Origin of the sequence: Pedobacter sp. Leaf170 (assembly GCF_920984665.1) — a bacterium.
Classification (GTDB): domain Bacteria; phylum Bacteroidota; class Bacteroidia; order Sphingobacteriales; family Sphingobacteriaceae; genus Pedobacter.
Genome location: NZ_CAKLBP010000002.1, coordinates 235,537 through 252,307, shown reverse-complemented (window position 1 = coordinate 252,307; position 16,771 = coordinate 235,537). Strand labels below are relative to the sequence as shown.

The window sequence follows — 16,771 nt, the reverse complement described above, 5'->3', positions numbered from 1 at the left end:
CTTTTACTTTAGCTCGATTTGTGCTTTGCCCATTGTGCTGCCATCGGTGTATAAGATTACCGTATAAATGCCTTTTATGAATGGTTTTGGGTTAGCCCAATCTATGGAATAAGTTGTGCCATCATTATTATAATCGATATATATAGAATAACTGAATTGCATTTCCTGACCATCGGCTTCAAAGCGATTGCTGTCGTCGGCTAAAAGATTTCCTGCCGGATCAAAAACTCTGATAAAAACGTTATGATGGCCTTTTTCGGCCAGTTCATTAGGAATTAGTTCAAAACGAATGCTTAATTTCTCTGCAGTTGAGGATTTGGTCACCTCAATTTTTTTCCCGCTTGATTTGGTTCTGTAAGCAAAAACCTCGGCTTGCTTTAGTTTAAGCATTGCGGCAGTTTTAACTTTTGCATTTAGCACTGAATTTTCTGTTGCCAGATTTGCAGCTTTATCATTTGCATTTTTTAGCCCATGCTCTAAACTATCTCTTGATGATTTTAGAAAAATATTTTCATTTTGAAGCTTGATAACCTGGTCGTTGTAATTCTTAATGAAAATTTTAAGTTCTTCTACCTGGCCTTGAGCCTTATCAAGCTCTGCCTGGGTAATTTCACCTTTTTCTAAAGCAACTTTCAGTTCTTCTATCTTTGTTCTGGCTAAATTCTGTTCTTCAACCAACTTATCGTTTAAATCGAGGTTGAGTGCATTTACTTTATCTAACTCAACTTCTATTTTTTCAACCTCTAATCGTAATTTATCTTTTTCGGTACTTACGGTAACCAATCTTTCGCCTTGTTTTCTGTCTTTAAAAAACAAATATCCATTGGTACCAATGAGTGCTGCAATAACAATTATGAGGAAGTAAATTTTATTTCTATCGCCTTTATTAACGTTTTGTGATTCCATTTTTTACTAATGCTTTTTCGGTTTAAAACTCTTGTCTTCACAGGTAAATGATAACACAATCGGATTTTTGTAAATTTGGCGCAAATTAAAATTTTTAATAAACTTATATGAGTTTTTAAAAAAAATCGTTTACTTGCTAAGGTTCAAAATGTGTATTGTTTACACAGCTATACAACCCCAATAAAAAAACACACATAAATAATGCTTAAAAACTTTCTATACGCACTTTTAACTTTAACAATACTGCCAAACATCATAAATGCCCAAGCAACATCAAAAACTGCACCAAAAAGAGAGTTTAGAGGGGTTTGGGTGGCTACTTTATCTAATATCGACTGGCCATCAAGACCAGGTTTAAGTGCTGATCAACAGAAACAAGAATTCATTGGTATATTAGAGAAGCACAAAGCCCAGGGTATAAATGCAATAATATTACAAGTTAGACCAGCAGCTGATGCTTTTTATGGCAAATCTAGAGAGCCATGGAGCCAATGGCTGATGGGCAAACAAGGTGTTGCACCTGCAGCAGGTTACGATCCATTAACTTTTGCAATTAAAGAGGCGCATTTTAGAGGCATTGAGCTACATGCGTGGTTTAATCCTTATCGTGCTTCAATGAACAGTGTAACGCCTTTAAGCGAAACACACATCACCAAGAAACATCCAGAATGGTTTTTCACCTATGGCGGAAAAAAACAATTTGACCCAGGTATTCCTGAAGTTAGGGAATATATTACACAAGTGATTTTGGATGTTGTTAAAAACTACGATGTGGATGGTATCCATTTCGACGATTACTTTTATCCATATCCAATCGCCGGACAAAGGATTGATGATGGAAATACATTTTATAAATACCCTAACAACTTTTCTGATGTAAAGGACTGGCGCAGAAATAATGTCGATTTATTGATCAAGATGGTTGATGACAGCATTCATCACTACAAAAAATACGTAAAGTTTGGAATTAGCCCCTTTGGTATTTGGCGCAATAAATACGAAGATGCAGAAGGTTCTGCAAGCAGCGGACTCTCCAATTATGCAGAGCTTTACGCGGATAGCCGAAAGTGGGTAAGAGAAGGCTGGGTAGATTACATCAATCCGCAGATTTATTTCACTTTTACCAGAAAAGCAGCACCTTTTGGCGTTTTATTAGATTGGTGGAGTAATAACGCTTATGGCAGACATGTATATGTTGGCCATGGTGCATATCTGGTAAATTCGAGGGCAGAAATGGCCTGGAAAAACCTTTCTGAAATACCAAATCAAATTAGAACATTAAGGGCGAGCAATCGAATTCAGGGCAGCGTTTTCTTTTCATCCAAATCGCTTAGTACAGTTGCCCGCTCCGTTGGAGATTCGTTAAAGAATGATTTGTATAAATATCAGGCATTGCCTCCTCAAATGCCTTGGCTGGATGAAACGCCTCCGAATGAGCCACAAGCCTTAATGGCCGATGCACTTAAAGATGGTGTACACTTAAAATGGCAATTACCAACAAAAGCTAAAGATGGAGAAACAGCTTCTGGTTTTGTTATTTACCGTTTTGAGGAAGGCGAAAAAATATCAGTTTTAGATGCAAAAAATATTCTGAAAATCAGTTTTGAGGATTATGTTTCATTTATTGATACTACTGTTGAAAGCGGCAAAAGATATAGTTATGTTGTTACCGCCTTAGATAGATTGAAAAATGAAAGCGAGCCCACAAGCCCGGTTGGTGTAGAAATTCCGCTGGCGAAAGAATAACTAAACCTTTATAATGATGTTCTTTTTATACATGATGTAAAGCAGCACATAAAACCCTAAAACGTAGGTCATTGCCCATACCAATGATGCATTTATTGGCGAAAAAAATGGTGTGTAACAGGTTTCGTAAAAACGAACCAACAATCCGGTTTTAGTACCATCTGGTTTAGAAACCTGAATCAAATTTAATACCCTTGGCATTAACCCGGCAAGAAAGAAAACAGTAATTGCATTTACGCCATAAACTAAAAAGGGCGTTGTAAATCTTTTATAACCCTGAACATCTATAATCCAATAACAAAGCGCTAGTGCTATAGAAGCCAAACCTCCGGTGTAGAGCGCAAAAGAGCTTGTCCATAGGGATTTATTAATAGGGAAATTTAAATCCAGTAGAAGCCCGAGTATTGTGGCAAATATGCCCGCAGAAAAAAGCCAGGCAACTTTAGTTGGGTTATCAACATCTTTACGTCTCATCCAGATGCCAACTAAAATACCAAACAAACAAGTTCCAATGGCAGGTAGCGTGCTTAAAACGCCTTCAGGGTCCCAGGTTTTTGATGATGCCCAGGTATGCGCTTCGGTTAATACTCCACGGTCTATCCAGGCAGCCAGATTGGTTTCCTTTTCCATGTTTGGATAACCCACACCAGGAACAGGAACTAATGTCATTAATGCCCAATAAACACCCAAAATAACAATCAAAGTTTTAAAGATGTTTTTTTCGGATACTTTTAAAAAAATAATTGAACTGATAATGAAAACGATACCTATTCGCTGAAGTACACCCAGTAGCCTAACTGTTTGTAAAGCATGGGCCGGATCGTTTATCAGCTTGCCAAAAATGGCCAGAAAAAACCCTAAAAAATACAATATCAAACCTCGCTTAATCGCTTTAATAATCGTTTTTTTATGTGTTGATGGATCGGCTTTGCTGCTGCTCATTGCAAATGCAATTGAAACGCCAACTATCCATAAGAAAAAAGGAAAAATTAAATCGGTTGGTGTGCATCCATTCCACTCTGCATGTTCTAGCGGGGCGTAAATATGTCCCCAACTTCCAGGATTATTAACTAAAATCATTGCCGCTACAGTTAATCCTCTAAAAAAATCTAAAGAAAGCAGGCGTTGTTTGGGTTGATTCATTGCAGATGGTTAGTTTGGTATAAACTTACGAAGTCTAATATGCATGTGCAAATTAGACTTCGTAAGTTTATGGCGTTATACTAAACGCTTAAAAGATTATATCAAACCTTTAATCAAACTTCCAGCGTACAAAAGCTTCCATAGCTTCGTATTCTGCTAAACCTAAAGCATCGTAAGCTTTGGCTGTATCTCGGTTACGATCTTCAGCTCTTTGCCAAAATTCTCTTGCGTCATCACCAGGGAAAACAGCTCTGTCTTTCTGACTTTGGTGTTTAAAAATTGCATATTTTTTGCGCTCCAGTTCTTGCGGACTAATCGGCACGGCCATCTCTATTTCATGTGTTTCGAACTCATGCCAAGCGCCACGATACATCCACAACCAGCAATCTTTTGCCCAATCTTCTGTTTTGCGTAACTCGGTTAAAGCCGCTAAAATAATATTAAAACACACAATATGCGTTCCGTGTGGGTCTTCAAAGTCTCCGGCAGCAAAAACCTGCTGAGGTTTTACCTTTTGCAAAAGCTCCTTTGTAAGTTCAACATCTAATTGAGTAACCGGATTTTTCTGGTTTTTACCGCTTTCATAAAACGGAAGCGCTTGAAAATGAATGTGATCATCCTCTAAACCACAATATCTTGCTCCCGCTATGGCCTCCCCTTTTCTAATTAAACCTTTTACTGTTTGAATTTCTGGGGTATCTACCTGATTTGGTTTCTTCTGATCAATGAATTTTCTCATTCTTTGATAAAGATCCTTTAAGTGAGCATTATCCATGCCCATCTTTTCAGTAAAATCTACATTAAACTCTACAAAACGTAAGGCATCATCATCCCAAACTGCAGTATTACCCGATGTTTGATAGGCCACATGCACATCATGTTTCTGATCAACCAGACGGATAAAAGTTCCTCCCATTGAGATTACATCATCATCAGGATGCGGAGAAAAGATGATAACACGTTTTTTTGCCGGTTCGGCTCTTTCCGGGCGCTGAGAATCATCAGCATTTGGTTTTCCACCTGGCCAGCCTGTTATGGTATGTTGTAATTTGTTAAAAATATGAATGTTGATATTGTAAACCGGCCCTTTTTCGGTAGCCAATTGTGCCATACCGTTATTATTGTAATCGTCTTCAGTAAGCTTTAAAATTGGTTTATTTAAGGTATTAGCCAACCAAATTACTGCTTTTCGGATTAACGAATCCGTCCAGATGCAATCTTTTACCAGCCAAGGTGTATCGAAACGAGTTAAAGCTGATGCTGCTGGTTCATCTAAAATAAACTCAACATTTTGCGAAAGTTGAAGATAAGTTGCTGGAACTTCGCCAGAGATTTCGCCCTCTACAGCTTTTTTAATAATCGAAGCTTTTTTACGGCTCCAAGCCATTAAAATAATTTCGCGGGCTTTAAAGATTGTGCCAATACCCATGGTTATGGCTTTTGTTGGCACAAAAGATTTTCCACCAAAATCACGTGCAGCATCCCGGCGTGTTAAATCATCAAGTGTAACCAAACGTGTTCCTGAATTAGGTGCAGAACCAGGTTCGTTAAAACCGATGTGACCAGTACGACCAATACCTAAAATTTGTATGTCTAAACCACCTAAATCCCCTATCTTCTTCTCATAATCCAAACAGAAAGCCGGAATATCTTCCAATGGCAGTGTTCCATCAGGTATATGAACGTTATTCTTATCGATATCAATGTGATCGAAAAGGTTTTCATTCATAAACGTAACGTAACTTTGAGCCGCATTTGGCTGCATCGGATAATACTCATCCAAATTAAAAGTAATTACGTTTTTAAAACTTAAACCCTCTTCTTTATGCAATCTAACCAGTTCGGCGTAAACTGCAATTGGGGTAACACCTGTTGCTAAGCCCAGTACGGCAGGTGTGTTGTTTGCTTGTTTTGTCTTGATAAGACTTGCGATGCGATGAGCAACGTTTACAGAAGCAATTTTTGGATTTGCAAACACGCTCACAGGGAGTTTCTCGAAACGTGTTTCCTCCAGTAGATTTAATCTTGCCATTTTTTGTTATGGTTTTTAATGTACGGAGCAGTAAAGATAGTAACATATAGGCGGTATTTAATAAAGGTTTTTTACTTTTATTGCAAGTATTTAAATAATATTAGCTCAAGGTATAAAACAAACGTTTGCTCGTTTTTGATAAAAATTAATCTGTTATGAATCTTCAAATAAAAAACCTCTACGAAAAAGCAAATAAGGCCGAAAGACTTATTATTGGTTTAATGAGTGGTACATCGATGGATGGATTAGACATTGCACTTTGCAGCATTAAAGGGCAGGGTGCTGAAACTGATGTTAAAATTTTAAAATTTAAAACAGGCGACTATACTGACGAATTCAGAGCGAAAATTAAAGCAATTTTCTCCAAAAAAGAAGTTGATTTGCAGTTGGTTTGCCTTATGAATGAACACATTGCCAACGTTCATAGCGAATTAATTAACACAGCTTTAAACGAATGGGGTTACGAAAACCATCAGATAGATTTCATAGCCAGCCATGGGCAAACTATATTTCATGCGCCAAAATCATTGCATAAGCTTAATGAATATCCAAACGGTACATTACAAATTGGCGATGGTGACCATATTGCCATAAAAACCGGCATCATTACCTTATCAGATTTTAGACAAAAACATCTCGCCGCAGGCGGGGAAGGTGCGCCTTTAGCGGTTTATGGCGACTATCTAATGTTTTCAAAACCTGGCGAAAACAGGGTAATGTTAAACATTGGTGGCATTTCTAACTTTACTTATTTACCGGCAAGTTTAAAGGCTGATGAAATTTTCTCTACGGATATCGGGCCTGGGAATACTTTGATGGACCAATATATGCAACAGCACTTTAATAAATTTTATGATAAAAACGCTGAAGTTTCATCTGCAGGAAATGTAAATGCAGATCTTTTATCAGCTTTGCTGGATTGCGATTTTTTTAATGAAAATTTTCCTAAAACCACAGGACCCGAATTGTTTAACCTACAGTATTTAGATGCTGCCCAAGAAAAATCAGCAACGCAAAATATTAGCAAAGCTGATGTAATGGCAACCCTGTGCCATTTTTCTGCTGAAACCATTGCAAATGCCATAAAAAAATGCTTTGATGAAAATGCAGCAATACACCTATTTATGAGCGGTGGCGGCATGCATAATCCATTGTTGGTTAACTTATTAAAAAGCAAACTAACTTTTGCAATTTTCAAAACTACTGATGATTTAAATATTAATCCAGATGCGAAAGAAGCTGTTCTTTTTGCGGTTTTGGCCAACGAAACCCTTTGCGGAAAACCAATAAACTTCGGCAAAAGACAAGGTGTGCCTTCTGTTTGTATGGGAAAGATTAGCTTACCGGAATAAATAATTTGGTTTGTGTTGTAATTTGCTAAATTTGTTTGATAGCTAATTATAATCAACAACCCGAATTTTATGGAAAAAAGTTACCTAAAATGGTCGCCAAAATTTTTATCGATTTTGATGATCTCTTTTGTGCTGCTTTTACTCACAGAAATGGCAAATGCGCAAAATAAGCGTTACACCATTACAGGAAAAGTAACAGAAGCTGCAAACAAAGAACCAATACCTGGTGCAGTTGTAAAAATCTTAAATACCAACCTCGCCACAAGTACTTCTGCAAACGGAAGTTATAATTTTACAGTCGACCTTCCGGCAGGTAAGTATCAAATTCAATTTTCTTATGTAGGTTTTAAAACATCCATTCAAAACCTTGATTTAGGTGCGGCAGACCAGGTTCAGGTTAATGGAGCACTTGCCGGCGATGCTGTTGGGCTTGACGAAGTAATTGTTACCGGAACATCTCAGGGAACCACCAGAAAAGAATTAGGAAGTTATGTAAGCACCGTGAAAGGCGATGATTTAAATCGTGCAGGCAGCGGAAATGTTCTTTCGTCTTTACAAGGTAAAACCGCTGGTGCACAAATCAGTCAAAACTCTGGCGACCCTGCAGGCGGTTTATCGGTAAGGTTAAGAGGTATCAGCTCTGTAAATTCATCATCAGAGCCATTATACATTATTGATGGCGTAATTGTAAATAATTCTACCACAAGAGTAACCAATACATCGGCCAATTACGATGGTGGGAATTTTGTTGGAAGCATTGGCCAAAACAGAATGGTTGATATTAACCCGGCTGATATTGACAGGATTGAAGTTTTAAATGGTGCTGCAGCTGCTGCCATTTATGGTTCGAGAGCAAACTCTGGTGTAATTCAAATTTTTACCAAAAGAGGTGCAAGTGGAAAAGCTCAGGTTAGTTTTAACACGAGTTTAACCATTAGCGAGTTACGCAAACAAGTTGAGGTAAATCAATCTCCGGTAAAATTTGGTGGTTCTGTTAACAGTCAAACTCAAGATGTTTTAACGCCGGCCCTAACCAATACTACACCGGTTACAAGGTATAACTATCAGGATTATATTTTTAGAACAGGTTATGGAACAGACAATACAGTTTCTGTAAGCGGTGGAACGGATAATACCAAATTCTATACATCTGCCAGTTATTTTACCAATCAAGGTATTATTAAAAACACAGATTTTTCGAGGTATAATTTAAGGGCAAATGTAGATCAAAAAATTACGGAGTGGGCTTCATTAAGTGCTGGTTTAAACTACATCAGAAGCGCTGCAAATGAAAAACCAGATGGAAACTCCTTCTTCTCTCCAATGAATTCGGTAACGATTATTGGCAATTTTCATGATATTTTTGCAAGAGATGCAAACGGCAATTTATTAGCTGTAGGCGAACGCGGACGTGTAAATCCAGTTTCTGTAATAGAAGATATTAAACAACGTCAGGAAACAAATCGTGTTATTGCAAGCGCCAATTTAAAATTATATCCGGTTAAAAACCTAACCTTAAACTTTTTATTAGGTGTAGATAATTCTGGTGCAAACGGAACAACTTATATTCCACCATTTGCTTACAACGTAAATCCAGATTTCTTTGGTGGTGGCGCTAGCTTAGATGGTACACTAAATGGCTACGCCAGTACTGCAAGCAACAATGCATTTCAGTTCAACAACGAAATTAATGCAACTTATCAGGGAAAAATTTCTGATAAAATTTCTTCGACCACACAATTAGGTTATTCATTTCAGTATGAGCAAACCCGTTATCAATTGGTTAACGGACGCGGTTTAGCGCCACTTATAGAAACGGTAAACGCTGCAGCAACACAACTGCCAAGTGTTGATGGCAGAACACAATTATCTGTTACGGGTGGTTACTTGCAGCAAACATTTAAGTATAAAGACCATTTCTTTTTAACAGGCGCAGTAAGAGTCGATCAATCAACCGTATTTGGTGCTGATAATCGTACACAAACCTATTTCAAAGGCAATGCAAGTTATGTTTTATCATCTGCAGATTATTGGAAAAACTTAGGTGTATCTTCCTGGTGGGATACTTTTAAAATCCGGGCTGCTTATGGAGAATCGGGTAACTTAACCGGAATTGGCGCTTACGATAGAATCAACGCCTATTCAACTCAATCGTTTTTAGGCAGGGCTTCCCTATTCTCGAGCGCTCAACTGGCAAACGAAAATGTTAAACCTGAGCGTCAGCGTGAGTTAGAATTAGGTACTGATATGTCTTTCTTTAAAAACAGATTAGGCTTACAATTTAACTGGTATAACAAAAAAGTTAGCGATTTATTAATTGCAAGTGTTACCGCACCATCTACCGGATTTTCTAGTTTCTTAGATAATATTGGTTCGCTTCAAAACAGAGGTATTGAGCTTGTGTTAAACGGTACACCATTAAAATCAAACGATTTTACCTGGAATACAACACTTGTATTCAACAGAAATAGAAATAAAGCGCTTGATGTTGGTGGTTTAAGATTATTCAGTACAAACCCTGGCGCTCCGGTTGCCATCATTAATGGCGAAGCAATTGGTGTATTTTATGGAACATTCTTCGCTCGCAAAGCAGATGGAAGTTTACTAACCAATGCGGCAGGTATTCCACAGTTAGAGCGTGGTATTCAAAACTCAGCAACAAGTTTCACACCTCAAAGAGATGCAAATGGATTGCCAACAGGAACTACATTACGTAAAGTTTTGGGCGACCCGAATCCAGATTACACAGCATCATTTGTGAATGATTTTACTTATAAAAAATTGAATTTACACATACAGTTAGATGCTGTGCAGGGTGGAGATGTTTGGAATGCAGATTGGAGAACCCGCCAAGGTGTGGGTAATGGTAAAGTAGCCGAAGCAGAGCAACTGGGCCAGTTACCACGTGGTTATGTAGCGGGCGTTTATGCTACCGAAGAATGGAGAATTGATGATGGTTCTTTTGTTAAGTTAAGAGAAGTTTCATTGAGCTATAACATCGGAAAAATAAAATACCTGAGAGATTTAACAGTTACCTTAAGCGGCAGAAATCTTGTTTCGTGGGATAATTACAAAGGCTACGATCCAGAATTAAACTCCGGCGGACAATCGACTATTTTAAGAAATATCGATTTTGGTTCGGTGCCAATCCCAAGAACCTTCAGTTTAGGTTTACAAGTTAAATTTTAATCTTCAGCAGAAAAATTTATGAAAAATTTACGAAATAATACCTCAAAATATATAAGCTGTATTGCACTTTCGGCGGTTTTGTTTTCATCTTCTTGTACAAAAGAATATCAAGATCCATCTAGAGCAAAAACGGATGTCGCACTAACAACACAACAAGGTTTAACAGCTGTTGCAATTGGTTTGCAACGTGTTTACACTCTAAACAGAACAGGTGTAATGTTTAATTCAATCGCAGCTAACGGTTTTGTAACCAATGAACTCGCTTTGTTAAATGCCGGTAACATTCCGGAGTTGCAATTAAGCACTGGTGGCAACGCAGTAGATGGTACAAATACCATATTATTCAACCTCTGGACAAGCGCAAACAAAATTATATATGATGCCGATTTAGTGATTACAAATGCCGGTAATTTAGGCGATAAAGGTTATGCCGCCGGATTAATCGGATATGCCAGCGTATTTAAAGCATTAGCCATTGGAAACATGTCGCAATATTGGGAACGCATTCCAGATGGAACCGGAAAAAATGTTGCATTTATAACCCGTGCTGCGGGCTTTGCAAAAGCTATTTCAGTTTTGGATAACGCTTTAACCGTTATTGCAGCAAACCCAATTTCTACAGGTTTTACAAGCAATGTACCTGCCGATGTTAGCATTGTAAACACATTGCATGCTTTAAAAGCACGTTATGCTTTGTTTTCTGGAAACTATCCTTTGGCATTAACAGAAGCAAACTTAGTTACTTTAACAACAGCTTCTTCTTTTAGGTTCGACGCAACTTCTCCAAATATTCTATTTTCCATCATTGCGTCAAATAACGTATTCCAACCTTTAAATGCAAATTTAGGTTTAACAGGAACTTATGTGCCAGATGCAGCAGATAGAAGATTAGTTTTCTATACTAAAATGGAAGGAACGCCCACAGCAACTTTAAGAATGAATGGTTTTGCGGCTACAACAGCCACGCCTTTCCCTATTTATTTACCTGGAGAAATGACTTTGATTAAGGCTGAAGTTTATGCAAGAACACCAGATTTACCTAATGCCTTAACTGAATTGAATAAAGTAGTTACGAAAGTTTCTACAGCTGATCCATTTGGTGTTGGTGCTGCTTTACCAGCCCTAACCGGAACTTATACACAACAGCAATTATTGGATTTGATATACAAACACCGCAGCATAGAACTGTATGCTTCTGGTTTAAAACTTGAAGATATGAGAAGATTTGGCTTGCCACTTACGGATAGAAAACGTAATTTCTTCCCTTATCCTTTCCAAGAAAGAGATAACAATCCAAATACACCGGCCGATCCGGCTTTCTAAAAAACTAAAAACCTCAAGCCAAAACTTGAGGTTTTTTTATAACCTGATTTTCATAAATCACTATTTCACAAGGTGATGTTTAAATCTTGCTTGCTATTAGCCATATTTTCAGGTACTTTTGCTAAAATACATAAACATAAAAGATTGAATTTTAACGACTTTAACTTTAGCCCCGACTTACATGAAGGCCTTATGGCAATGGGGTATAAAAGCGCTACACCAATACAAGAACAAGCCATTCCTGTAATTTTAGATAATCACGACTTAATTGCCTGTGCCCAAACCGGTACCGGAAAAACTGCAAGTTACCTTTTACCGGTAATGGATAAAATTAGTCGTGCTGCCGATAGACACAACAATACTTTAATTTTAGCGCCAACCAGAGAGCTTGCCCAGCAAATTGATTTACAGGTAGAAGCACTTGCTTATTTCACAAATATTAGCTCTTTAGCGGTTTATGGTGGTGGCGATGGCATGGCTTACGAGCAACAAAAACGCTCCATGCGTGATGGTGTTGATATTATAATAGCAACGCCAGGTCGCTTAATGGCACATTTATCCTCAGGAGTTTTAAAACTACAGCATTTGCAACATTTAATATTAGATGAAGCTGATAGAATGCTGGATATGGGTTTTTACGATGACATTATGCGTATTGTAAGTTACCTGCCGCAAAAAAGACAAACCCTATTGTTTTCGGCTACCATGGCTCCAAAGATTAGAAAAATGGCCGGTAGCATTTTAAATAATCCGCAGCAAATTACCATATCAATTGCCAAACCTGCCGAAGGTATTACACAACAAGCTTACAACATTCACGACCAGCAAAAGCAGGCTTTATTAACTGATATTTTTAAGGATGATACCTATAAAAGCGCCATTATTTTTGCCTCTACAAAAGATAAGGTTAAGGCTTTATACAAAACTTTTAAAGGTTTAAAAATCCAGGCTGAAGCTTTTCACTCTGATTTAGATCAAAAAGAGCGTGAAGACATTTTGCTTGCCTTTAAAAACAAAAGACTTCCAATTATCATAGGTACTGATGTTTTATCTCGTGGTATTGATGTTGAAGGCGTAGATTTGGTTATCAATTATGATGTACCAGGCGACCCGGCAGATTATGTACACCGAATTGGAAGAACAGCAAGAGCGGCGACTAAAGGAACCGCCATTACTTTGGTTAACGGAAAAGATAAACGCAAGTTCGATAATATAGAAAAACTGATTGAAAAAGAAGTTCCACGGATGGTTTTGCCAGAGCACATCGCAAGCATGGAAATAACGCATGTGGAAGAAAAAAGACCACAACACCCTAGAAATAATGGCAAGAAAAAGGTTTGGCATAAAAAGAAACCAAAACCTAGTAACCCAACCACATAATATTAAAACGCCAATGAAATTTATTGGCGTTTTCTTTTTATCCATCAATTAGCATTAAATGGCAAACTTTATTCTAATCGGTTTATGTATCCTGGCAGGTATTCTTTTTAGGAAAAGTAAAACTTTGCCAAGAGATGCCCATAAAGGCATAAATGCATGGATAATTTATATCGCGCTTCCGGCGGTTTCATTTAAATATTTACCGCACATTACCTGGACTAAAGCATTACTTTTCCCCGCCCTTGCGCCAATATGCGTTTGGTTATTTGGTTGGTTATTCATCACTGTTTACAGTAAATTAAGTAAAAATAGTAGGGCAACTTCCGGTGGTTTAAAGTTGGTTAGTTCTTTAAGTAATACTTCGTTTATTGGTTTCCCTCTAATAATTGCTTATTTCAGCGAAAAGGAACTAGCCATTGCCATCATTTGCGACCAAATTACGTTTACACTACTTTCCACCATAGGCATTATTGTTGCCATCCGGTCTTCACAGCAGCAAGAACTGAGTGCAAAATTGGTATTCAAAAAAGTGCTCACTTTCCCTCCGCTTATTGGTTGCGTATTGGCGTTAATTTTACCTCGATATTTAGATTTATCTTCCTTTGATGTGCTATTTGATAAATTAGCTGGAACTGTTGGTCCGTTAGCTTTATTTTCAATTGGTTTGCAGCTAAAATTTGGTGGTTGGTTTAGCGAAATCAAACACATTAGCTTTGCTCTTTTTTACAAACTTATTTTAGCGCCACTTTCGGTTTTAGCAATTGCTTTGTTATTCGGCTTGAATGGCATGATTGCCAAAATCACCATTTTTGAAATGGCAATGCCAACATTGTTAACCGCCGGATTAGTTGCCGATCAATATAATTTAAACCCAAAGGTTTCAAATTTAGTTGTGGGAATTGGAATTTTGCTTTCCTTTCTTACTACAGGCTTGTGGTGGTTCATTTTAACGCACACAAACTTATTTTAATTCCTTTGTTGAAAAGGAACGGTAAATTCACTTGGCGGTCTGTAGTCCTGCTAACATTTCAAGTCCGCACTCGTGCCTCGCTTGCGTGCTTTCCATTTATATCAGGTTTATGAACAAAGGTTTGTGCATAAAAACCGAACTAGCCTTTACTTTTAAAATCTAACATCAAATGCACCATTCTTAATAATTATTGAATCCTGTAAATCTGTAGTATTATAAAGCACACCTGTTAACTTACCTCCTACAAATGGAATACTACCATCATTAGGTTTTTCATATTTTAAAATTGAAATTTTAAATGGTAGTTTATTATCGAAAGTAGTATATATTTTCGAATTAGGCATACCTAAATTGGTGACCAAATAAATATGAGTTGAAAAATCTTCTTGAAAGGCTCTATTGCTGGTTAATAAATATTCTTTTTCCTGAACATCAAATAATTGAAACTGAAGTTTGGAATCTATTGTAGTACCTAATATTGTTTTGGGCACCTGAACACTTACAGTATACATTTCTTTAGAAGTGCCGTTACCGTATCCAATTCTGGTCAAGCAGCCACGAAATAAATCTCTATTGGATGAAAGTGAACCTTTTATATCAAGAGGTTTACCTGCTAAATCTGCCATAAAATATTGAATGTATGGCTCTTTAACTTGATTTTCAGTGTTTTCCTTTTTACAAGAAATAAGGAGTACTGAGACTAGAAAAGCGAGAATAGATTTACGTATAATCATAGGAATCAAATATAGAGACATATGGCATTACCACAAAATACAAATCTCAGTTAGTTTCAAGTCATTTTTATGTTGCACGCTTGGGCAAAGCCCAGCATCGAGAGTTTCAACTCTACTACGCTAGAAATCGTGATAAGAAAACCAGCCTAAACGCTACTGTTTGTGTTTTATAGCCCCGACATTCGCGGAAATACTTTTGGTAGCATTTACCTTAAAAAAACGCAAAACTATAACCAAAAGATTGCCTGCCTTCGGTAGGCAGGCAGCATTGGCGGGAAGAATGTACCCGAAAAGCACCAAAATTGCGCTACAAATTAAAAGTATTGGTTTAACATTCCGGCAAGCTAATCGGGATATTAGTCGCCAAACCACCATCAGAAGTTTCCTTGTATTTTGCGTTCATATCCAAAGCGGTTTCCCACATGGTGTTTACAACGGCATCCAAACTTACTTTTGCTTTATCGGGATTGCTTTGCAAAGCCAACTGACTCGCCGTTATGGCCTTAATAGCGCCCATCGTATTGCGCTCGATGCAAGGAATCTGAACCAAACCGCCGATAGGATCGCAGGTTAAACCTAAATGATGCTCCATCGCAATTTCGGCAGCCATTAAAACCTGACGCTGAGAACCGCCCAAACACTCGGTTAAAGCGGCAGCAGCCATTGCCGATGATACACCAATTTCTGCCTGGCAACCACCCATAGCCGCGGAAATGGTTGCGCCTTTTTTGAAAATGCTGCCAATTTCTGAAGCACAGGCAATAAACTGGGTAATTTTTTCTTCAGAGTAGCCATGGCAAAAAACAATAAAATATTGCAAAACCGCAGGAATTACACCCGCAGCGCCATTAGTTGGTGCGGTAACCACGCGACCGAAAGATGCATTTTCTTCGTTAACCGCTAACGCAAAGCAGCTAACCCAATCTAAAATATAGTTAAATCCGTTTCCGCCTTTTCTGATGGCATCTACCCAGGTATCGTAATTTGTATATTCTGCTTTGTTAATTAATCTCTTATTTAATGGAAAAGCTCTACGGGCAACATCTAAACCGCCAGGTAAAAACCCAGTGGTGTGGCAACCACGATAAATGCAATCCCTCATTACCTGGAAGTGTTGTAAAATACCGGCTTTAGTCGTGGCTTCTGGTCGCCAAGCCAGCTCGTTTTCCATTACAATTTCACTAACTTTTAATCCTGTTGATAAACACCAATGCAGTAAATCTTTTGCTTTCTCTACCGGAAAAGGCAAATCTACCTGAGGTTTTTGGCTATTATCTTCGCCTTCCTTTACTACAAAACCGCCACCAATTGAATAATAGGTTTCGGAAAAAGCTTTACCATTTTTTAAAAGTGCCTGAAATGTTACCGCATTGGGGTGGAAAGGCAAACTTTCTGCAAATAGAAAAAGAAGATCGTTTTCGAAATTAAAATCAATTACGATATCTCCTGCTAAATTCAGTTTCTTATCCCTTTTAATGCTTTCAAACGTTGGCGTAACCGCATCAACATCAAAAGTTACCGGATCTGCACCGGTTAAACCTAATACAATGGCAACATCAGTTCCATGCCCAACACCTGTTTTTGCAAGCGAGCCATAGAGCAATATTTTTATGGTTTCAACATTATTGAGCAGGTTATTTTCTTTTAACGAAGCCGTAAATTGTTGAGCCGCCCGCCACGGACCAAGCGTATGTGAGCTTGATGGACCGATGCCGATTTTAAAAATATCAAAAACTGAAATTTGTTCTTTTATCATGAATTGGGTTAGTTACAGATTATCAATTTAGGGATGAATCTGTTAGTACAAAGCTATGATTGTTTTTAAGATTTTAGAGAAATTAATTTTGGCAAATAATCTAAATAATTTATATTGATTGACATTTTAAAAACTCTAAATGGCTTTTAAAACGCCATGGCATGATAAATGGTCGGAAACAATGGTAGTTGACGAAAAGAAAGTTGCTCTACAAACTCAGAAGACAGATTTTTTTTCGAA

The 16,771-nt window shown here is 37.8% G+C and carries 11 protein-coding genes; 6 read left to right on the top strand and 5 right to left on the bottom strand.

Features of this window, described 5'->3' with window-relative positions; all coding sequences use genetic code 11:
• Positions 1 to 3: 3 nt before the first annotated feature.
• A complete protein-coding gene (locus LUA90_RS06080) occupies positions 4 to 906 on the bottom strand; it encodes a hypothetical protein (protein WP_231458690.1) in 903 nt (300 codons plus the stop codon).
• A 201-nt stretch (positions 907 to 1,107) separates the two neighbouring features.
• On the opposite strand from LUA90_RS06080, the gene LUA90_RS06075 reads away from it, so the two are divergent.
• Entirely contained in the window at positions 1,108 to 2,652 is a 1,545-nt protein-coding gene (locus LUA90_RS06075; protein WP_231458689.1) for a glycoside hydrolase family 10 protein, read from the top strand.
• Here the strand turns inward: LUA90_RS06075 and LUA90_RS06070 are convergent, their stop codons facing one another.
• Positions 2,653 to 3,795, bottom strand: a complete 1,143-nt coding sequence (locus LUA90_RS06070; RefSeq protein WP_231458688.1) for an acyltransferase family protein — start codon at positions 3,793 to 3,795, stop codon at positions 2,653 to 2,655.
• Between the two features lie 109 nt (positions 3,796 to 3,904).
• Positions 3,905 to 5,827, bottom strand: coding sequence for a glucosamine-6-phosphate deaminase (gene nagB, locus LUA90_RS06065; RefSeq protein ID WP_231458687.1), 1,923 nt, complete (start codon positions 5,825 to 5,827; stop codon positions 3,905 to 3,907).
• Between the two features lie 155 nt (positions 5,828 to 5,982).
• On the opposite strand from nagB, the gene LUA90_RS06060 reads away from it, so the two are divergent.
• The 5 genes from LUA90_RS06060 to LUA90_RS06040 all read left to right on the top strand — a co-directional run bounded on the left by LUA90_RS06060 (position 5,983) and on the right by LUA90_RS06040 (position 14,041).
• Positions 5,983 to 7,179 (top strand): anhydro-N-acetylmuramic acid kinase, encoded by a 1,197-nt coding sequence (locus tag LUA90_RS06060; protein ID WP_231458686.1) that lies wholly within the window; start codon positions 5,983 to 5,985, stop codon positions 7,177 to 7,179.
• Positions 7,180 to 7,248: 69 nt separating this feature from the next.
• Positions 7,249 to 10,368, top strand: coding sequence for a SusC/RagA family TonB-linked outer membrane protein (locus LUA90_RS06055; protein ID WP_231458685.1), 3,120 nt, complete (start codon positions 7,249 to 7,251; stop codon positions 10,366 to 10,368).
• 18 nt (positions 10,369 to 10,386) lie between these two features.
• Positions 10,387 to 11,691, top strand: coding sequence for a RagB/SusD family nutrient uptake outer membrane protein (locus tag LUA90_RS06050; protein WP_231490604.1), 1,305 nt, complete (start codon positions 10,387 to 10,389; stop codon positions 11,689 to 11,691).
• 144 nt (positions 11,692 to 11,835) lie between these two features.
• Positions 11,836 to 13,071 carry a DEAD/DEAH box helicase gene (locus tag LUA90_RS06045; RefSeq protein WP_231459249.1) on the top strand — a complete coding sequence of 412 codons (1,236 nt, stop codon included), beginning with the start codon at positions 11,836 to 11,838 and terminating at the stop codon, positions 13,069 to 13,071.
• Between the two features lie 58 nt (positions 13,072 to 13,129).
• A complete protein-coding gene (locus tag LUA90_RS06040; protein WP_231458683.1) occupies positions 13,130 to 14,041 on the top strand; it encodes an AEC family transporter in 912 nt (303 codons plus the stop codon).
• A gap of 152 nt (positions 14,042 to 14,193) precedes the next feature.
• Here the strand turns inward: LUA90_RS06040 and LUA90_RS06035 are convergent, their stop codons facing one another.
• The gene (locus LUA90_RS06035) at positions 14,194 to 14,775 is read right to left on the bottom strand and encodes a DUF5025 domain-containing protein (RefSeq protein WP_231490603.1); all 582 of its coding nucleotides are present in this window, start codon (positions 14,773 to 14,775) and stop codon (positions 14,194 to 14,196) included.
• A gap of 328 nt (positions 14,776 to 15,103) precedes the next feature.
• Positions 15,104 to 16,531, bottom strand: coding sequence for an L-serine ammonia-lyase (locus tag LUA90_RS06030; protein WP_231458681.1), 1,428 nt, complete (start codon positions 16,529 to 16,531; stop codon positions 15,104 to 15,106).
• Between the last annotated feature and the right edge of the window lie 240 nt (positions 16,532 to 16,771).